This window comes from Streptodolium elevatio, assembly GCF_053592165.1.
The window spans coordinates 349,887-368,321 of sequence record NZ_JBSFVE010000001.1 but is presented as its reverse complement, the minus strand read 5'-3'; the positions used below and the strand labels follow the sequence as shown (position 1 = coordinate 368,321).

At 72.4% G+C, this 18,435-nt stretch carries 18 protein-coding genes; 8 read left to right on the top strand and 10 right to left on the bottom strand.

The annotated features are described in order from the left end of the window. Positions 1-426, top strand: coding sequence for a cytidine deaminase (locus ACWD12_RS01630; RefSeq protein WP_450097873.1), 426 nt, complete (start codon positions 1-3; stop codon positions 424-426). Positions 427-445: 19 nt separating this feature from the next. Further along, complete coding sequence (locus ACWD12_RS01625) at positions 446-1,738, top strand: thymidine phosphorylase (RefSeq protein ID WP_358362545.1); 1,293 nt, start codon at positions 446-448, stop codon at positions 1,736-1,738. A gap of 65 nt (positions 1,739-1,803) precedes the next feature. Here the strand turns inward: ACWD12_RS01625 and ACWD12_RS01620 are convergent, their stop codons facing one another. Further along, positions 1,804-3,102 carry an MFS transporter gene (locus tag ACWD12_RS01620; protein ID WP_450097872.1) on the bottom strand — a complete coding sequence of 433 codons (1,299 nt, stop codon included), beginning with the start codon at positions 3,100-3,102 and terminating at the stop codon, positions 1,804-1,806. Between the two features lie 63 nt (positions 3,103-3,165). Between ACWD12_RS01620 and ACWD12_RS01615 the strand changes: the two genes are divergently transcribed. The 3 genes from ACWD12_RS01615 (at position 3,166) to ACWD12_RS01605 (ending at position 5,885) form a co-directional block, all read left to right on the top strand. Beyond that, positions 3,166-4,119: a LysR family transcriptional regulator gene (locus ACWD12_RS01615; protein WP_358362549.1), complete on the top strand. Its 954-nt coding sequence runs from the start codon at positions 3,166-3,168 to the stop codon at positions 4,117-4,119. 155 nt (positions 4,120-4,274) lie between these two features. Next, a complete protein-coding gene (locus ACWD12_RS01610) occupies positions 4,275-5,396 on the top strand; it encodes an adenosine deaminase (RefSeq protein ID WP_450097871.1) in 1,122 nt (373 codons plus the stop codon). Positions 5,397-5,552: 156 nt separating this feature from the next. Beyond that, positions 5,553-5,885, top strand: a complete 333-nt coding sequence (locus ACWD12_RS01605; RefSeq protein WP_450097870.1) for a hypothetical protein — start codon at positions 5,553-5,555, stop codon at positions 5,883-5,885. Between the two features lie 72 nt (positions 5,886-5,957). On the opposite strand, the gene ACWD12_RS01600 is transcribed toward ACWD12_RS01605, so the two are convergent. From ACWD12_RS01600 to ACWD12_RS01580, 5 genes are all read right to left on the bottom strand, one after another. Beyond that, positions 5,958-6,950, bottom strand: coding sequence for a trypsin-like serine peptidase (locus ACWD12_RS01600; RefSeq protein ID WP_358362554.1), 993 nt, complete (start codon positions 6,948-6,950; stop codon positions 5,958-5,960). Positions 6,951-7,055: 105 nt separating this feature from the next. Next, positions 7,056-7,247 (bottom strand): PspC domain-containing protein, encoded by a 192-nt coding sequence (locus tag ACWD12_RS01595; protein WP_358362566.1) that lies wholly within the window; start codon positions 7,245-7,247, stop codon positions 7,056-7,058. A 314-nt stretch (positions 7,248-7,561) separates the two neighbouring features. After that, entirely contained in the window at positions 7,562-8,266 is a 705-nt protein-coding gene (locus tag ACWD12_RS01590) for a hypothetical protein (protein WP_450097869.1), read from the bottom strand. Further along, a complete protein-coding gene (locus ACWD12_RS01585) occupies positions 8,263-9,786 on the bottom strand; it encodes an ATP-binding protein (RefSeq protein ID WP_450098195.1) in 1,524 nt (507 codons plus the stop codon). Before ACWD12_RS01585 ends, ACWD12_RS01590 begins: the two co-directional genes overlap by 4 nt. 83 nt (positions 9,787-9,869) lie before the next feature. After that, the gene (locus ACWD12_RS01580; protein WP_281475360.1) at positions 9,870-10,544 is read right to left on the bottom strand and encodes a response regulator transcription factor; all 675 of its coding nucleotides are present in this window, start codon (positions 10,542-10,544) and stop codon (positions 9,870-9,872) included. A gap of 178 nt (positions 10,545-10,722) precedes the next feature. On the opposite strand from ACWD12_RS01580, the gene ACWD12_RS01575 reads away from it, so the two are divergent. Next, positions 10,723-11,352 (top strand): SigE family RNA polymerase sigma factor, encoded by a 630-nt coding sequence (locus tag ACWD12_RS01575; RefSeq protein ID WP_358362557.1) that lies wholly within the window; start codon positions 10,723-10,725, stop codon positions 11,350-11,352. 341 nt (positions 11,353-11,693) lie between these two features. Beyond that, positions 11,694-12,014, top strand: coding sequence for a hypothetical protein (locus ACWD12_RS01570; RefSeq protein ID WP_358362558.1), 321 nt, complete (start codon positions 11,694-11,696; stop codon positions 12,012-12,014). Positions 12,015-12,095: 81 nt separating this feature from the next. Here ACWD12_RS01570 and ACWD12_RS01565 read toward each other — a convergent pair whose 3' ends face one another. The 3 genes from ACWD12_RS01565 to deoC are packed head-to-tail and all read right to left on the bottom strand — an operon-like array spanning position 12,096 to position 15,435. Continuing rightward, entirely contained in the window at positions 12,096-12,986 is an 891-nt protein-coding gene (locus tag ACWD12_RS01565; RefSeq protein WP_450098194.1) for an aldehyde dehydrogenase family protein, read from the bottom strand. Positions 12,987-13,023: 37 nt separating this feature from the next. After that, positions 13,024-14,481, bottom strand: coding sequence for an aldehyde dehydrogenase family protein (locus tag ACWD12_RS01560; protein ID WP_358362561.1), 1,458 nt, complete (start codon positions 14,479-14,481; stop codon positions 13,024-13,026). Positions 14,482-14,484: 3 nt separating this feature from the next. Next, positions 14,485-15,435 (bottom strand): deoxyribose-phosphate aldolase, encoded by a 951-nt coding sequence (deoC, locus tag ACWD12_RS01555; protein ID WP_358362568.1) that lies wholly within the window; start codon positions 15,433-15,435, stop codon positions 14,485-14,487. 223 nt (positions 15,436-15,658) lie between these two features. On the opposite strand from deoC, the gene ACWD12_RS01550 reads away from it, so the two are divergent. Further along, positions 15,659-16,243 (top strand): PH domain-containing protein, encoded by a 585-nt coding sequence (locus tag ACWD12_RS01550; RefSeq protein ID WP_450097868.1) that lies wholly within the window; start codon positions 15,659-15,661, stop codon positions 16,241-16,243. A 41-nt stretch (positions 16,244-16,284) separates the two neighbouring features. Here ACWD12_RS01550 and ACWD12_RS01545 read toward each other — a convergent pair whose 3' ends face one another. Then, positions 16,285-18,306 (bottom strand): protein kinase domain-containing protein, encoded by a 2,022-nt coding sequence (locus ACWD12_RS01545; protein ID WP_450097867.1) that lies wholly within the window; start codon positions 18,304-18,306, stop codon positions 16,285-16,287. Between the last annotated feature and the right edge of the window lie 129 nt (positions 18,307-18,435).

Sequence of the window (18,435 nt, the reverse complement as noted above, 5' to 3'; positions counted from 1 at the left end):
ATGACCGGAACCGATGCGGGCAGCCATCCGACGACCGGCGCGGACGTCGACTGGGAGGCACTGCGGGACGCGGCGCGCGAGGCGATGACGCACGCATACGCGCCGTACTCGAAGTACCCGGTCGGCGCCGCCGCGGTGGTCGACGACGGGCGTACCGTCGTGGGCTGCAATGTGGAGAACGCGTCGTACGGCGTGACTTTGTGCGCGGAATGCGGTCTGGTGGGAGCCCTGCACGCGAGCGGCGGCGGCCGCCTCGTCGCGTTCACGTGCTGCGACGGCGACGGCGCGGTGCTGATGCCGTGCGGTCGCTGCCGCCAACTCCTGTGGGAGCACGGCGGCCCGGGGTTGCTGGTGGACACCGCGCGGGGCATCCGGCCGATGAGCGAGGTCCTGCCGGACGCCTTCGGCCCCGACAACCTGACCTGAAAGTGAAGCGAGGAGCCTGTTGAGCATGGACGCCATCTCCGTCATCCGCACGAAGCGCGACCGAGGCGAGCTGACGAACAGTCAGATCGACTGGGTGGTCGACGCCTACACGCGGGGCGAGGTCGCGGACGAGCAGATGTCCGCGCTCGCGATGGCGATCCTGCTCAACGGCATGACCTCCGCCGAGATCAACCGCTGGACGGACGCGATGATCGCGTCCGGCGAGCGCATGGACTTCTCCGGGCTGTCGCGGCCGACCGCCGACAAGCACTCCACCGGGGGCGTCGGCGACAAGATCACCCTGCCGCTCGCGCCGCTGGTCGCCGCGTGCGGCGTCGCCGTCCCGCAGTTGTCCGGACGCGGCCTCGGCCACACCGGCGGCACGCTCGACAAGCTGGAGGCCATCCCCGGCTGGCGGGCGCAGCTCTCGAACGACGAGATGCTCGCCGTCCTGGAGTCGGTCGGCGCGGTCGTCTGCGCGGCCGGCGACGGCCTCGCCCCCGCCGACAAGAAGCTGTACGCGTTGCGCGACGTCACCGGCACCGTCGAGGCGATCCCGCTGATCGCCAGCTCCATCATGAGCAAGAAGATCGCCGAGGGCACCGGCGCGCTGGTCCTCGACGTCAAGGTCGGCACCGGCGCGTTCATGAAGGAACTCGCCGACGCCCGCGAACTGGCCCGCACGATGGTGCGGTTGGGCGTCGACCACGGCGTCCGGACGGTCGCGCTGCTGACCGACATGGCCACGCCGCTGGGCCTGACCGCCGGCAACGCCCTCGAAGTCCGCGAGTCCGTCGAGGTGTTGGCGGGCGGCGGTCCGGCCGACGTCGTCGAACTGACGCTGGCCCTGGCCCGCGAGATGCTGGCCGCCGCGGGCGTGACCGACCGGGACCCCGCCGAGGCGCTCAAGGACGGCTCGGCGATGGACGCCTGGCGCCGCATGATCGCCGCGCAGGGCGGCGACCCGGACGCCGCGCTGCCCACCGCGCGCGAGACCCACGTGGTGACGGCGAGCGCTTCCGGCGTGCTGACGCGCCTGGACGCGTACGCCGTCGGCGTGGCCGCCTGGCGCCTGGGCGCGGGCCGCGCGCGCAAGGAAGAGGCCGTGCAGGCGGGCGCGGGCGTCGAGATCCACGCCAAGCCGGGCGACACGGTGGCCCAGGGCCAGCCGCTGCTGACCCTGCACACGGACACCCCCGAGCGGTTCGACTACGCGCTCGAGGCGGTCGCCGACTCGTACGACGTCGCGGCCCCGGGGACGAGGTTCGAGCCCACCCCCATCGTCATCGACCGCATCGGCCCCACCTCCTGACCGGCCTCACCTCGTGACCGGCCTCACCTGCTGAACCTTTCCGCCGAGGCGTACCTCTGCCAGGGTCAGGCCCTGGCAGGGGCGCGCCGCGCGGAGGACTGCGTGACCGGGGTGGCGGCGGAGTTCCCGGTGCGCAGACCGGCGGTCACCAGGGCGGCCAGCGCGCACAGGGTGAGGACGAAGGCGACGGCGCCGGGCCAGCCGATGTCGTGGAAGGCGATGCCGCCGAGCGGGCCGCCGAGGCTGCTGCCCAGGTAGTACGCCGCGATGTACAGCGCGGAGGCCTGCGCCCGCCCGCGCGTCGCCCGCAGCCCGACCGCCGCGCTCGCCGCGGCGTGACCGGCGAAGAAGCCGGCAGTCAGGACGACCAGGCCGGGGATCACGAACACCAGGTGGTCGGGGAGCGTGAGGAGCGCTCCGGCGGCGGTGACCGCGGAGGCGGCCCACAGCGTGCCGCGGTGGCCGAAGCGGCCGACCATGCGCCCCGCGGCGGCGGAGCTGAACGTACCCGCGAGGTAGATGACGAAGACCGCGCCGACGACCGCCTCGGGGAGGTTGAACGGGGCGTCGAGCAGGCGGTAGCCGAGGTAGTTGTAGACGGTCCCGAAGGCCGCCATGAAGAGCATGCCCAGCAGGTAGAGGCGGCGCAGGACCGGGTCGGCCAGGTGCGTGCGCAGCGTTCCGGCGAGTTCGCGCGCGCTGCGGTCCGCCGGGCGGAAGTTGCGCGAGCGGGGGACCAGGACGCGGAACGCGACCGCGCAGGCGAGGGCGACGAGGCCGATGGTGAGGAGTGCGGTACGCCAGCCGCCCAGGTCGCCCGCGAGCCCCGTCACCAGGCGGCCGCCCATGCCGCCGATGCTGTTGCCCGCGACGTACAGCCCCATCGCGGCCGGGAGCGAGGTGCCCTCGATCTCCTCGGCGAGGTACGCCATCGCGGTCGCCGGGAGGCCCGCGAGTGCCACGCCCTGGAGGGTGCGCAGGGCGACGAGGGTGCCGAAGTCCGGTGCGAACGCGGCCAGTACGCCCAGCAGCGCGGCGGCGAAGACCGACACGGTCATGATCCGCGTGCGGCCCCAGCGCTCGGAGAGCATGCTCACCGGGATGACCGCGAGGGCGAGCGCCCCGGTGGCGACCGAGACGGACGCACTCGCCTGGGCCGGGCTGAGGTGGAACGCGCCGGACAGCTGCGGCAGCAGGGTCTGCGTCGTGTAGAGCATCGCGAACGTCGCGCATCCGGCGAGGAAGAGCGCGAGGTTGACGCGGCGGTACGCGGCGGTGCCCTTGGCGTGGCGGGCCACCGGGGCGGGCCCCGGTGTGGCAGGTTCCGGCGCGGAGGACTCGGACTGTGCGGACGACGCGGACATACCGACGAACGTAGGGCTCGCCGAGTCATGCGTCCAATGCATGTTTCGGTGATGATTGATGCCATGTCGTATGAGAGCAGGTCAGCCGGTGGCGCACGCCCGGACGGTGCCGAGAATCCGTTGGAGGTCCTCGTGCCCAGGCTCGTGCACTTCGCGGCGGTGGCGCGCAGCGAGCATGTGACGCGCGCCGCCGAGGAGCTGGGCGTACCGCAGCCGACGCTCAGCCGCTCGATGGCGCGGCTGGAGGCCGAGTTGGGCGTGCCCCTCCTGGTGCGCACCGGGCGCGGGGTGCGCCTGACGCGGCAGGGCCGCACACTGCTGGCCGCCGTCGAGCCGGTGCTCGACCGGCTCGACGAGGCGTGCGAGGAGATCCAGGGGGAGGTGAGTGCGGCCCGCGGCAAGGTGGCGTTCGGCTTCCTGCACACGATGGGTGCCGAGGCCGTCCCGGGACTGCTGCGCGCGTTCCGCGCCGACCACCCCGGGATCCGCTTCTCGCTGGTGCAGGACTCGGCCGCGTCGATGCTCGTCCGGATGCGCGCGGGGGAGTTGGACCTGTGCCTGACCTCACCGCTGCCGGACGACCCCGACCTCGCGGTGCGCGCACTCGACGACCAGCGGCTCTACCTCGTGGTCCCGGCCGACCACCGGCTCGCGGGCCGCGGGCGGGTGCGGCTGGCCGAGGCGGCGGGCGAGGAGTTCGTGTGCATGGAGCCCGGGTACGGCCTGCGCCGCATCGTCGACGCGCTGTGCGCGGAGGCCGGGTTCGTGCCGCGCGTCGCCTTCGAGGGCGAGGAGGCCGAGACGCTGCGCGGCCTGGTCGCGGCGGGGCTCGGGGTCGCGCTGCTGCCCGCGCCCGAGGCGGTACGGCCGGGGACCGTGCAGCTGGCGGTCACCGAGCCCCGCGCGTACCGCACGATCGGCCTGGCGTGGCCGCGGGAGCGCCCGGAGACGGCACCGGTACGGCTGTTCCGCGAGTTCGTGATCGGCCGTACCGGCCGGTTGCTGGGCCGGGGCTGAGACCGGACCGCGGCCCCGACTGCGGCCGGGTGGTGCCCCGGGGCATCCTCGGGGCGGCGGGGGGCGCCTCGGCCGACCTGGACCGCCATCTTTTCCGCGCCCTGTCTTCACCTGACATTCGTGCCTTCTACGCGCGTAGGTACTAAAGTCTGCGCATGCACAGCCAACACGCAGTCTCGCCCTCGGCCGAGCACATCCGCCGAGCCCCGAAGGTTCTCCTCCACGACCACCTCGACGGCGGCCTGCGTCCGGCCACCATCGTCGAACTCGCCGCCGCGGTGGGCTACGGCAACCTCCCGACCGACGACCCCGACGCACTCGGCACCTGGTTCCGCGAAGCGGCCGACTCCGGCTCGCTGGAGCGCTACCTCGAGACGTTCACGCACACCTGCGCGGTCATGCAGACGCGCGAGGCGCTGGTGCGCGTCGCCGCCGAATGCGCCGAGGACCTGGCGGCCGACGGCGTCGTGTACGCCGAGATCCGCTACGCACCCGAGCAGCACCTCGACGCCGGCCTGACCCTGGACGAGGTCGTCGAGGCCGTCAACGAGGGCTTCCGCCTCGGCGAGCACAACGCCGCGCGGACCGGCCACCGCATCCGCGTCGGCGCGCTGCTGACCGCGATGCGGCACGCCGCCCGCTCGCTGGAGATCGCCGAACTCGCCAACCGCTACCGGGACGCGGGCGTCGTCGGCTTCGACATCGCGGGCGCCGAGGCGGGCCACCCGCCCACCCGCCACCTCGACGCGTTCGAGTACCTCCAGCGCGAGAACTTCCACTTCACGATCCACGCCGGCGAGGCCTTCGGCCTGCCGTCGATCTGGGAGGCCGTGCAGTGGTGCGGCGCCGACCGTCTCGGACACGGTGTGCGCATCATCGACGACATCGACGTCAAGGACGACGGCTCCGTCTCGCTCGGCCGCCTGGCCGCGTACGTGCGCGACAAGCGCATCCCGCTGGAGATGTGCCCGACCTCCAACCTCCAGACCGGCGCCGCCGATTCCTATGCGGACCACCCGATCGGCCTGCTGCGCAAGCTGTACTTCCGGGTCACCGTCAACACCGACAACCGGCTGATGAGCGGGACTTCGATGACCCGCGAATTCGAGCACCTGGTCGACGCGTTCGGCTACGACCTGGACGACATGCAGTGGTTCACGGTCAACGCCATGAAGTCCGCGTTCATCCCGTTCGACGAACGGCTGGCCATGATCAACGAGGTGATCAAGCCCGGTTACGCCGCACTTCGCGCCGAATGGCTTTTCCCGCGCGGCTGACCTGCGGATTCGGCGGAACGCAATACGCCCGGACGGCCTCGGCAAGCGGCTGCCCGGGCCTTTTGCGTTTTGCACTCCCCGTCTTGCGTTCGCTACCTTTCGTGGTCATGTCGTCACGTGGCGTGGTAGAGCCGCGTCCGGAAGATGAGGATGCTCATGGGATCGGTAACGCGTAAGGCAGCTGTCACGGCCGGGCTCGGTGCGGCGATCGTGGCCGGAACGGCCGGATCGGCGATGGCCGTGACCGGTGGCAACGCCGGACTGCTCAACCCGAACGTCCCCACGGTGCCGAAGGTGGCGCAGGAGAACAGCGGCACCCTCGGGCCGTTCCCGATCAGCGGGGTGACCGACAGCCTGCCGACCGGCCAGGTCACCGGCGGTCTGGACACCGCGGCGCAGTCGGCGACGCAGTCGCTGCCCACCAACGCCCTGCCCGCCAACGCCCTGCCGACCAACGCCCTGCCCGGCGTTCCCGGCCTCACCGGCTGACCGTACGGCTGCCCGCCGCCGGTCCGCGTCCCCGCAAGGCGCGGTCCGGCGGTTTCCCGTGTCTCGGGCAGGTCAGAACCGGTCGTACAACGAGCGCGCGACGTTCCCCAGGTAGGGGCCCGTCATCGTCTCCGCGGTCGACGTCGTTATCCCCAGCGAGATATTGCTGACCAGATATCTCTTGCCCTCGACTTCCGCGAACCAGCCCCCGCCGCTGGACCCGCCGGTCATCGTGCAGCCCATCCACAACATCGCGGGCTCCGGCCACCCGGTGTTGCGGAAGTCCGTGGTCGGCGAGTGGCAGGTGAACAACTCGCTGCCGTCGAACGGCTCTTCGCCCGGGTACCCGAACGAGTCGACGGTCAGGTTGCGCGGCGCGTTGAACAGGATCTCGGCGCTGTTGCCCAACTCCTCCTCCAGCGACTGCCGGCCGGGGGGCGGCTGCACGATGAACGCGCCGAAGTCGAAGGGCGAGGCGGTGCTGTCGCGTTCGGGGTCGGCGTCCTCGACCCACTGGTCGCTCACCTCGACCTGGCGGGCCGGCCAGCGGCCGTACGGCGCCTTGTCGGCGGACGTGCGCCCCGCGCCGTTGTAGCCCGGGATGAACGTCACGCGCTTGTAGAAGTCGCCGCTCTGTCCGCCGTGCAGGCAGTGCGCCGCGGTCCAGACCATGTTGCCCGTCGGATGGCTCACGACGGTGCCGCTGCACTCCGCGACGCCGCCCGGCACCTCGAAGAAGATCTTGCCGCGTATCGCGGTCTCCTGGTCGTACGGAGCGGAGACGCCCTCGGCGTCCACCGTGCGCGGCGGCCGGAAGTTCGGGTTCGAGGGCGCCTCGACGCCCTGCGGGCCGACCGGCTTGGCCTCGCCGAGCCTGCCCTCGTCGTCCCAGAAGCGGTTGTTGTCCTCGATCTCCTGGTCGGAGTACTTCTTGGACGACATCGCGGACGTCTTCGCCGCCTTCACGGCGAGGGTCCCGCTCAGGAAGAGCCCCAGCAGCGTGACGATCACGCCGCCCACGACGGACAGCGTGATGATCCTGTTCCTGTGGTACGTCGGCCCCACCGGGCCTCCCCCCTCGCCTGCGCCGTACGTCCGTCCCCGGTCCGGACACCGTCCGGACCCTGAACGGATGATAGGCGCAAGACCCCCGCTGCGGCCGGGCGCGGGTCACCTGTCCTTGGGGACGACCACCCACATCGCCAGGTACAGCAGGAACTGCGGGCCGGGCAGGAGGCAGGAGACGACGAAGGCGATGCGGACCGCCTTGGGGGTCCAGCCGAAGCGGCGTGCGATACCCGCGCAGACGCCGGCGATCATCCGGCCTTCGCGGGGCCGGGTCAATCGTGCGGGTTGCGTCATGGCGTACATGGCGATCTGTTCCTCCTCGGAGCGGCGCGTACCTCGCACCCTCACCTTCGAAGGTACGCAGGACCGAGGCGCATTTCGTCCTCCTGCCGGACCGGACGGACATGCTGCGCAAGGCGGAGGAACCGCCTCGCGGGCGTAGGGGACTCCTCAGGGTTCGACCCTGAGGACGAGGGACCGGTCGACCGGCGGCGAGGCCGACGCCACATAGACCGACGACACACAGGCCCAGGACGAACAGCCGACGACGGACAAGCCGAAGACGAACAGGCCGCCAAGGACCGCGAAGCGGACGAGGTCGGCGCGGCCTAAGCCGACGGGGTCGCGGACGGGGCGGACGGCGTGGGCGGGGGGCCGGCTTCCGGGCCGAGCGGCCCGTCCTCGAACGTCGCGCACGACAGCGGGCGTCCCGGGCCGGTACGCCCGGCCAGGAGCACCGAGGCCGACTTCGCCGCGTGTTGGAGCGTGCAGACCACCTGGCCCAGCGCCACCGGGTCCAGTTCGGAGACGGCGGCCAGGTCGAGGCGGATCAGGATCGCGGGGTCCTCGGCGACCGGCTCGGCGAGCTTCACCCCGCCGACCGGCAGCCTCGTCGTCCAGCCCGCGGCCGCTTCCTCCGCGTTCGGCCCGTGGCCCAGTTCGCGCAGCAGGCGGTCTATCAGCGACATGCGCAGCGGGTCGCCCGGCACCGGCTGGCGCGTCGAGTTCTGCCCCGGCACCGGCAGGTCCACCGCGTCGCCGCGCAACACCGGCGCGGGGCGGCCGTTGCGCACGAGGTAGATCGAGTGCATGGCCAGGACGGGCGACGTCGCGGTGCCCTGGGGCCGCTTCGCGGGCTCGCCGGCGTTGATCGGGCCCTCGGTCTCCCGGATCCCGCACCCGACGAGCAGCGCCGCGGCGCCGACCACGCCGACGAGGGCGAGGGTGCGGCGGGAGCGCCGGTACCGGCCTACGGTCCGGGGCGAGGCCGTGCCGGACGGCGTGCGCCGGGCGACGTGCCGGGCCGGGCTCACGGGGCACCTCCGAGCCGGAGCGACGTGTCGGACCCGGCGTCCATCTCGTCGTCGGCCGGCGGGACCAGCGGCAGCCGCAGGCTGAACATCGCGCCCCCGCCCGGGACGTTGGACGCGGACGCCGTACCGCCGTGGATCCGCGCGTTCTCCATCACGATGGACAGGCCGAGGCCGCTGCCCTCGGAGCGTGCCCGTGAGCTGTCCGCCTTGTAGAACCGGTCGAACACGTGCGGCAGGACCTCCTCGGGGATGCCGGGGCCGGTGTCGGACACGTCGATGACCAGGTCTTCCGTACCCTCCACGGCGAGCATGCCGGGTACGTGCGTGCGGGGCTCACGGCGGATCTCGACGGTCACCGGCGAACCTCCGTGCCGCAGCGCGTTGCCGACCAGGTTGGACACCATCACGTCGAGGCGGCGCGCGTCCACCCGGGCGATGATGCCGCGTGCCGAGCGCAGGTCGACGGCGTCCATCCAGGCGCGCGCGTCGAGGCACGCGGTGACCAGGTCGGCGATGTCGACGTCGTCGAGGACCAGGGCGGCGGTGCCCGCGTCGAAGCGCGAGACCTCCATCAGGTCCTCGACCAGCGTGGCGAGCCGGTCGATCTCCGCGACGACCAGGCGGGCCGCGGGGGCGCCCTGTTCGCCGAGGCTGTCGGCCTCCTCCTCCAGGAGCTCGCTCACCGCCGTCATCGCGGCCAGCGGCGTGCGCAGTTCGTGCGACACGTCGGCGACGAACCGCCGCGACGACGCCTCAAGTGCCCGCAGCTCCGTGACGCTGCGCTCCAGCTTCTCGGCCGCGTCGTTGAAGGTGCGGGCCAGATCCGCGAGTTCGTCGGAGCCCCGGACGTCCAGCCGGGTGTCCAGCTTGCCCGCGCCCAACTGCCGGGCGGCGTCGCCGAGTCGGCGTACCGGACGCAGCACGTGCCGGGCGCCGACCAGAGCGAGTACGGCGGCCGCGCCGAGCGCGAGCACGGCACCGGTCGTCAGATAGCGGGCGAGCGACGTCAGGTCGGTCTGCTCGGCGCGCAGCGACTGGAACATGTAGCCGGTCGGGCCGTCGGCCTGCCCCGGGGCCGACGCGACGACCTTCGTCCCGCAGATCAGGTACGGCTGGCCGTCTATGTTCACGCGCTTGAAGTACATGTGGTACTTCAGCTGGTCGTCGGTGGTGTTCACCACCCGCCGCAGGTCCTCGGGCACGTCGTCGAGCGTGAACTCGCCGTCGCTGGGTGCCGAGATGAGATCGTCCTTGCCGACCAGCACGACCTGGTAGCCGAAGCTGGTGCTCTTGAGCTGCAGCGCGGCCGCGTCGAGCTGCTCCCGCGTCGGGTCGGCGGGCAGGTTCGCGGAGACCCGGCCGAGGCCGTCGCGGAACTCCTTGATGACCGAGTCCTGCGCACGCTGGAGCACCGCGTTGCGGGTCAGCCAGTAGGCGATGCCGGAGGCCGCGACCGCCGAGATGAGGGCGACGATCGCGAACACCGCGAGGATGCGCACCCGCAGCGAGCTCAGACGCATCGCATGGCCGAGCCGCGCGAGCACCGGGCGGCGCGAGCGGGGACGGGCGGTGGACTGCTTCCGCGTACGGCCGAACCGGCCCGTCACGGCGGGTCGAGGCGGTAACCCACGCCCCGTACGGTACGGATGAGCGTCGGTGCGGACGGCACCAACTCGACCTTGGCGCGCAGTCGTTGGACGCACGCGTCCACCAGGCGCGAGTCACCGAGGTAGTCGTGCTCCCAGACCAGCCGCAGCAGTTGCTGCCGCGACAGCGCCTGGCCCGGCCGGCGGCTCAGCTCGACGAGCAGCCGCAGCTCGGTCGGGGTCAGCGACAACTCCTCGCCGCCCTTGGTCACGATCATCGCGTTGCGATCGACCACCAAGTCGCCGAACACCGAGGCGTCCGAGACCTCGCGCTCGCCGCGCCGCAAGACCGCACGGATGCGGGCGTCCAGGACGCGCGGCTGCACCGGTTTGACCACGTAGTCGTCCGCACCCGACTCCAGGCCGACGACCACGTCGATGTCGTCGTTGCGCGCGGTCAACAGGATGATCGGCAGCGAGTCGGTGCGGCGGATCCGCCGGCACACCTCGAAGCCGTCGATTCCGGGCAGCATCACATCCAGCACGATGAGGTCGGGGCGCTGCTCACGCCACCGCTCCAAGCCGAGCTCGCCGGTGGCAGCGGTCACCACACGGTGACCCTGGCGGCCAAGCGCGAGTTCGAGGCCGGTGCGTACGGCCTCGTCGTCCTCGATCAGCAACAGGTAGGGCACGCGAGCCATTGTGTCTGACGTCACGGGTGGGAAGAACACGGGTCCGCATTCCGTGGTTCTCCGGCACCGCGCCCTGTTGCACAGCTGTGACACGAGGCAGACGGTCCGATGAAGCCCGACCAGCAGAGTTGTGGCTGTGAACGAAGCTCGCGTTGGAGCAGGGTTTGGGGGAGGAACCATGCAGTCACAGCTGATCGACCGCCACGAGAACCGCCGCACGGTCGTCGCGCTCGCCGCGGTCCCGAGTGCCGGTACGCCGGCCTCGCGCGCCGCCGTGCAGGACACCGGTTGCGTGGACGACGACTTCACGGCGTACGTGCGGGAGCGCCGCTCGGCGCTGTTCGCCACCGCCTACCACCTCACCGGGGACCGCAACGAGGCCGAAGACCTCCTGCAGAGCGCCCTGATGAGCACCTACCAGGCGTGGGGCCGCATCCAGGACAAGGCCGCGCTCGGCGGCTACCTGCGCCGCACGATGACCAACCTGCACATATCGGCATGGCGGCGCCGCCGCATCGGCGAGTACCCCACCGAGGAGATGCCCGAGCGCCCCGACTGCTCGGACTCGATGGGCGACACCGAACTGCGCGCGGTGCTGTGGTCGGCACTGGCCAAGCTGCCCGAGCCGCAGCGCACGATGCTCGTGCTGCGCTACTACGAGGGCCGGACCGACCCCGAGGTCGCCGAGGTGCTCGGCGTCAGCGTCGGCACGGTCAAGAGCAGCATCTGGCGCGCGCTGCGCCGGCTGCGCGAGGACGAGGCGCTCAGCTTCGGCGCGGACGAGGCGTTCGCGGAGCTGGTTGCCTGAGCCGCGGTACGTGAGGTGCCCCGCCGTGGTGGCGGGGGCTGCGCGACGTGGAGAGTTCACACCGGTCCGGGGGGGCTTGTGGGGACCTGGAGTCCCGGGTGTGGTCCGTTCGCCGGACCGGCCCGGGACTTCGTCGTTTCCGGGTTTTCCCGGAAGCGGTCGTCTGCCGGGCTGTGCTGTCACGCGGTTGAGGACGGCGCGGCCGCGGGTTCGGTTCCGGCGGGTGTCACGTTGCCCCGACGACGGCAGTTTCGCTACCTTGCGTGTTTGATCGGGTGCTCTTCGTGTCCGGTCGCGGTCGGCGACGCGCCGGCTGGTCGTGTCGTACGGAAGGACCTGCCATGGCTTCGGCAATGCGTACCGTGATGGCCGCGTCGATCGGCGCCGCCGTGGCCCTGGGCGTCGCCGCCCCGGCCGCGACCGCCGCGCCCAAGGCGCCGGGCCCCACGCGCCTGGAACCGGCGCTGGACGCGGCCGTTCCGGCGGCCGTCGACCCGGCCGCGAAGGTGGCGCTCAACCCGCTCGCCGGCACCGGCGTGAACCCGCTCGACAACTCGGTGGGCACCACGGTCGGCGACCTGCCGCTCAGCAGCGGGATGGTCACCGGCCAGATCGCCGACGGCACCAACCTGGAGGAGATCGTCCGGGGCATCACCGGCTGACGCGCCGGCGGATGTGCGGAGAGCCGGGGCACGCGCCGCTCAGACTCGGCGCGTGCCCCGGCTCTCCGGCCGGGGGACGGGTCAGTTGCCCGTCGGGTGCCACACGGTGCGGGTCTCGGTGAACGCGAGCATGCGGCCCACGCCCGGGTCCGCGGACCAGTCCGGCTCCTTGGCCTCGGGGCGCAGCACGCGCTTGAGGTTGTCGGCCGAGGCGATCTCCAGGTCACGGACCGACGCGACGCCGGCGTTGTGCGCCGCGCCCGCGAGGTCGATCGCGTTGACGTCCTGGTGCGCGGCCAGCCACGGGGCGACCTCGGCGACCGGACCGCTCAGCAGGTTGACCACGCCGCCCGGCACGTCGGCGACGCCCAGCACCTCGGCGAACGCCAGCGCCGGCAGCGGTGCCTTCTCGGACGCCAGCACGACCGCGGTGTTGCCCGTCGCGATCACCGGGGCGACCACGCTGGTGAGGCCGAGCAGCGACGACTTCTGCGGGGCGAGGACCGCGACGACGCCGGTCGGCTCCGGGGTCGACCAGTTCGCGTACGGCCCGGCCACCGGGTTCGCGCCGCCCGCGACCTGCGCGAGCTTGTCGGTCCACCCCGCGTACCAGACCCAGCGGTCCACCGACGCGTCGACGAGCGCGAGCGCCTTGCCCCGGCCGAGGCCCTCGGCCGCGGCGACCTCGGTGGCGAACTCCTCGCGGCGCGCCTCCAGCATCTCCGCGACACGGTAGAGGACCTGGCCGCGGTTGTACGCGGTCGCGCCGGACCAGCCGCCGAACGCCTTGCGTGCGGCGACGACCGCGTCGCGGGCATCCTTGCGGGTGCCGCGCGGCGCGTTGGCCAGCGGACGGTCCTTCGTGTCGGTCACCGCGTACACCCGCCCGCTCTCGGACCGGGGGAACTTGCCCCCGATGTACAGCTTGTAGGTCTTGTTGACCGCCAGACGGGCCGTCCCCGAGGCGCGCATCAGGTCTTTGGACATCGCGGCCTTGGACATCGAAGCCTTAGACATCGAGGTACGCCTCCAGACCGTGGCGGCCGCCCTCGCGGCCGAACCCGGACTCCTTGAACCCGCCGAACGGCGACGCCGGGTCGAACCGGTTGAACGTGTTGGTCCACACGACACCCGCGCGCAGCCGCTGCGCGGTCCACAGCGCCTTGGCGCCCTTCTCGGTCCACACGCCCGCCGACAGGCCGTACGGCGTGTTGTTGGCCTTCTCTACCGCCTCGGCGGGGGTGCGGAAGGTCAGCACCGACAGCACCGGCCCAAAGATCTCCTCGCGCGCGATGCGGTGCGCTTGCGTCACGCCGGTGAACACGGTCGGCGGGAACCAGAAGCCCTTCGCGGGGATCTCGCACGGCGCGGTCCAGCGCTCGGCACCCTCGTCGTCGCCGGACGCGACCAGCGTCCTGATGCGGTCGAGCTGGGCGGCCGAGTTGATCGCGCCGACGTCGGTGTTCTTGTCCAGCGGGTCGCCGAGGCGCAGCGTGCCCAGGCGGCGGGTCAGCATGGCCAGCACCTCGTCGGCGACCGACTCCTGCACGAGCAGGCGCGAACCGGCGCAGCAGACCTGGCCCTGGTTGAAGAAGATGCCGTTGACGATGCCCTCGACCGCGGAGTCGAGCGCGGCGTCGTCGTAGACGATGTTCGCGGCCTTGCCCCCGAGTTCGAGGGTCAGCTTCTTGCCGGTGCCGGCGACCGTGCGGATGATCTCCTTGCCGACCGGCGTCGAGCCGGTGAACGCGATCTTGTCGACGTCCGGGTGCGCGACGACCGCGCGGCCGGTGGCGCCCGCGCCGGTGACGATGTTGACGACCCCGGCCGGCAGCCCGGCCTCGACGCAGATCTCCGCGAACCGCAGCGCGGTCAGCGGCGTGGTCTCGGCGGGCTTGAGGACGACCGTGTTGCCGGCCGCCAGCGCCGGGGCGATCTTCCAGGCCAGCATCAGCAGCGGGAAGTTCCACGGGATGACCTGGCCGGCCACGCCGTGCGGCTTCGGGTCGGGGCCGTGGCCGGCGTACGCGAGCTTGTCGGCCCACCCGGCGTAGTGGAAGAAGTGCGCGGCGACGAGCGGGATGTCGACGTCGCGCGACTCGCGGATCGGCTTGCCGTTGTCGAGGGTCTCCAGGACCGCGAGCTCGCGGCCGTGCTCCTGGACCAGGCGCGCGATGCGAAACAGGTACTTGGCGCGCTCGCTGCCGGGCAGCGCGGACCAGCCCTTGAACGCCTTGCGGGCCGCCTTGACCGCGCGGTCGACGTCCGCGTCACCGCCGACCGCGACCTCGGCCAGGACCTCCTCGGTGGCCGGGTTGACGGTCTTGAGCACGCCGCCGTCCGCGGCTTCGGAGAATTTGCCGTCGATGAACAGCCCGTACGACGCCGCGATGTCGACGGCGGAACGGGACTCGGGCGCCGGGGCGTACTCGAACGCCTTGCCCGGTGTGGAAACGTCTTTGCTCACGGGTCAGTCCACCGTCACGTAGTCGGGGCCGGAGTAGCGGCCGGTCGCCAGCTTGTGACGCTGCATCAGCAGGTCGTTGAGCAGGCTGGAGGCGCCCAGGCGGAACCAGTCGGGGGTCAGCCAGTCCGGGCCGGCCGTCTCGTTGACCAGGACGAGGTATTTGATCGCGTCCTTGGTCGTCCGGATGCCGCCGGCCGGCTTGACGCCGATCTGGCGCCCGGTCGCGGCGCGGAAGTCGCGTACCGCCTCCAGCATCACGAGCGTCACGGGCAGCGTCGCGTTGGTGGCGACCTTGCCCGTCGAGGTCTTGATGAAGTCGGCGCCGGCCAGCATGGCGAGCCACGACGCGCGGCGCACGTTGTCGTACGTCGACAGCTCGCCGGTCTCCAGGATCACCTTGAGGTGCGCGCTGCCACAAGCCGCCTTGACGGCCACGATCTCGTCGAAGACCTGCCGGTAGCGCCCGGACAGGAAGGCGCCCCGGTCGATGACCATGTCGATCTCGTCGGCGCCCGCGCGCACCGCCTCCACCACGTCGGCGAGCTTGACGTCGAGAGCGGCGCGGCCGGAGGGGAACGCGGTGGCCACGGACGCCACGTTGACGGGCGCGGCGCCGAGTGCCTTCTTGGCCTCGCCGACCAGGTCCGGATAGACGCAGATCGCGGCGGGCCGCGGCGCGTCGGGGGCGCCGGGGTCGGGGTGGAGGGCCTTGGCGCACAGCGCCCGGACCTTGCCGGGGGTGTCGGCGCCCTCCAGGGTGGTCAGGTCGATCATCGAGATGGCGAGGTCGATCGCGAAGGCCTTGGCGTCCTTCTTGATCGAACGCGTCCCGAGCATCGCGGCACGGGACTCGGCCCCGACCTTGTCGATGCCGGGAAGCCCGTGGAGGAACCGGGTCAGGGCCGCCTCGGAGGACGTCACCTCGGCCGGGTCGGCTGGGAAGGCAGACAGCATGGTCACCACATGAGCATATCTACACGCGTAGCTGACGGCCAGAGGGGCTATCAAACGGAACGTTTCGCCCCTTGGTCCGCCCAGCGGCCCGGCACGCGCCCGGTAAGGACGGGCGGAGGCCCGCGAATCCGCGCGGAACGCGGCCGCCCGGCGGATCTCCCGAGGCCCGGGCGCTCGGCCTGCCGTTTCCGAGCCGCCGGGGCGTGGGGCACAATCCCGAGTCATGAACACCGATGAGGGCGTCACCACCTACCGGTCCAAGCCGGCCGTCTTCACGGGCGTCGCGCTGCTCGCCGCCGGGCTGTGGCTGGTCGTCGACAGCCTGGTCCGTGCCGACGGCAAGGCCTCGGTGACCGTCGTGGGAGCCGTGGTCGCGGTGGGCGCGGTGGTCGTCGCGCTCACGCTGCGCGCGGCGGTGTTCGCCGGGCCGGAGATGCTGCGCATCCGCAACCCGTTCCGCACCATCGAGATCCCGTGGGGCGCCGTGCAGGAGGTCCGTGCGGAGTACTCGTTGGAGGTGCGGGCCGACGACCGCAAGTTCCACATCTGGTCGATCCCGGTCTCGCTGCGCGAGCGCAAGCGGGCCATGCGCATGAACTCGCGGTCGGCCGCGGAGAGCCCCTACGGCTCCCGGCACCACGAGATCGCGCAGGCCGCGCTCGCCGACCACGCGGTGGCCGACTTCCGCGGCATGGCCGAACAAATGGGCAAGGAGTCGACGGGACCGGTCAAGGTGGCCTGGTCCTGGGAGATCCTCGCGCCCCTGGCCGCGGGCATCGTGCTCGCGGCGATCGGGGCGGCCCTGTAGCGGCCCGGTAGCGGCCGTACGCGGGTGGTCCCGCCCGGCGCTCACAGGCAGTTCACGGTCAGGTTCCGGAACGTCGCGCTGAACAGGCCGGTCTTCGGGGAGTTGAGGACCGTCATGCCCGCGTCGGCGCGCCCCTCGGGCAACGCCGCCTCGCCCGGCAGGGGCTTCCACGGCTCGGTGTCCGCGGCCCGCCACTGCGCCGTGACCTTGCCGCCCTTGCGCTCCAGGCGCAGGGACACCGTGTCGGACGTGGCCCTGACCTTGCCTTCCGGCTCGGTGTTGTAGGGCGTGGTCAGCTTGTAGTGCACGGAGTTCGCGAAGTACTCGAAGGCGATGGCGTCGAAGTCGCCGTAGCCGCGCTCCAGCCGCACGTAGTTGTGCTGGTCGGTGAACAGCAGGAGGCCGGCGGCCTGGTAGCCGACGCGCGGGTCGACCGTCACGCGCGTCTCGACGGTCAGGTCCCCGTTGACCCGGGCGCTCGCGAAAGGCGCGGTCACCTTGCCCTGGAAGTCGGCGCGTACGTCGGACTCCGGCTCGGCCGTGATGACGTACCCCGCCGCCGTCTGCTCCGGCTCGATGCCGTCGGTCGGCGTGCTGATCTGCGGATACACCGTGGTGCCGGTGAAGTTCGCGGACACCGCGCCGCAGGCGGTGGGCGACGCGGGGCCGCCGGTGCCGGGAGTTCCGGAGTTGGGGCTCGCCTTGCCGCCGCCCTCCGGGTTCTTGTCGTCGTCGAGCAGGCGCGGGGTGAGGACGGCGGCCGCCACGGCCAGTGCCATGACAGCGACCGCCGCGACGACGATGCGGCGGCGCTGGCCCGTGCCTGCCGAGGCGGGGCCGCCGGGGCGCTCGGACGGTGGCGCGTGCGGCGGCTGCCCGGGCGGCGAGAGCGACGGCGACGGCGGTGCCGATGGTCGCGGCGACGGGGATGCCACCGGTGGTACCGCCGGTGGCATCGCTTGCGACGCGGTCGCCTGCGACGACGTCGGTGGTCCAGTGGGCTGTTGCCCGGGCGGCGGTCTGAGCGGCGCGGGCTGGGACAGGGGCTCGGATATGGGCTCGACCGGCGGCGCGGGGTGTGGCGGGGGTTGCGGCGCGGGAGGCACCGGGGCCGCGGGCTCCGGGTGTTCTACGACCGTCTCCGCGGCGGGGGGCGCCTCCCGGCCGAAGGCCGGGGGAGGGTCCTCCGCCAGCAGCGCCGCCGAACGCGCGAGCACCAACTCGGTCAACGGCCGCGGCAGCCACGCGCCCGCGCGGGCGTCCGGGCCGAACTCCGCGAGCCGGTCCAGGATCTGGCCGGGCGTCGGCCGGTCGGCGGGTGCCTTGGCGAGCATCGCGGCCACGAGCGGGCGGAAGCGTTCGGGCACCCCGGACACGTCCGGCTCGCCGTACAGGACCTTGAAGAGCAGTTCGGTGAACACGCCTTCGCCGAAAGGCGTTTGGCCGGTCGCCGCGTACGTCAGCACGGCACCGAGCGCGAACACGTCGGTGGCCGGGCCGATCGCGCCGCTGCCCGCCTGCTCGGGGGCGAGGAAGCCGGGTGAGCCGACCAGGAACCCGGTGCGCGTGATGGTCCCGCCCTCCAGCGCGCGGGCGATGCCGAAGTCGATCAGGCGCGGCCCGTCCGCCGCCAGCATCACGTTGGCCGGCTTGAGGTCGCGGTGCACAAGTCCCGCGGCGTGCACGGCGATCAGTGCCTCCGCGATGCCGCCCGCCAACTGCCGCAGCGAACCCGGCAGCGGGCCGAACCGGGTGACCGCGTCGTCGAGCGCGACCCCGGCCACGTACCCGGTGGCCAGCCACGGCGGGTCGCCCTGTGGGTCGGCGTCCAGCACGGGTGCCGTGAAGACGCCGCTCACCGACCGGGCCGCCGCCACCTCCCGCGCGAACCGCACGCGGAAGTCGGCGTCGTCGGCGAAGTCCGCCCGGATGACCTTGAACGCGACCGGTCGCCCTCCGGGCGAACGCGCGAGATAGACGCGGCCCATGCCCCCGGCGCCGAGCCGGGCGAGCATGCGGTACCCCGCGATGGTTGACGGATCCTCAGACCGCAGTGCTTCCACGGTTGTCCCTCCCCGCAACCACGGTAGAGCGACGGGAACGGTTCAGGCAGGCGATCGTGCGGCGCGGGTGACACGGGATGCGGGCGGTGGCGGGCGGTGTTCGAACACCGCCCGCCACCGCCCGCATCC

Excerpts from the sequence above, each read along its gene's own strand:
- ACWD12_RS01550 (WP_450097868.1), top strand. The coding sequence starts at position 15,659 with ATGAACACCGATGAGGGCGTCACCACCTACCGGTCCAAGCCGGCCGTC.
- ACWD12_RS01565 (WP_450098194.1), bottom strand. The coding sequence starts at position 12,986 with ATGCGCGCCTCGGGGACGGCCCGTCTGGCGGTCAACAAGACCTACAAG.
- ACWD12_RS01605 (WP_450097870.1), top strand. The coding sequence starts at position 5,553 with ATGGGATCGGTAACGCGTAAGGCAGCTGTCACGGCCGGGCTCGGTGCG.
- ACWD12_RS01610 (WP_450097871.1), top strand. The coding sequence starts at position 4,275 with ATGCACAGCCAACACGCAGTCTCGCCCTCGGCCGAGCACATCCGCCGA.
- deoC (WP_358362568.1), bottom strand. The coding sequence starts at position 15,435 with ATGCTGTCTGCCTTCCCAGCCGACCCGGCCGAGGTGACGTCCTCCGAG.
- ACWD12_RS01585 (WP_450098195.1), bottom strand. The coding sequence starts at position 9,786 with ATGCGTCTGAGCTCGCTGCGGGTGCGCATCCTCGCGGTGTTCGCGATC.
- ACWD12_RS01595 (WP_358362566.1), bottom strand. The coding sequence starts at position 7,247 with ATGACGCAACCCGCACGATTGACCCGGCCCCGCGAAGGCCGGATGATC.
- ACWD12_RS01570 (WP_358362558.1), top strand. The coding sequence starts at position 11,694 with ATGGCTTCGGCAATGCGTACCGTGATGGCCGCGTCGATCGGCGCCGCC.
- ACWD12_RS01630 (WP_450097873.1), top strand. The coding sequence starts at position 1 with ATGACCGGAACCGATGCGGGCAGCCATCCGACGACCGGCGCGGACGTC.
- ACWD12_RS01615 (WP_358362549.1), top strand. The coding sequence starts at position 3,166 with ATGTCGTATGAGAGCAGGTCAGCCGGTGGCGCACGCCCGGACGGTGCC.
- ACWD12_RS01575 (WP_358362557.1), top strand. The coding sequence starts at position 10,723 with ATGCAGTCACAGCTGATCGACCGCCACGAGAACCGCCGCACGGTCGTC.
- ACWD12_RS01620 (WP_450097872.1), bottom strand. The coding sequence starts at position 3,102 with ATGTCCGCGTCGTCCGCACAGTCCGAGTCCTCCGCGCCGGAACCTGCC.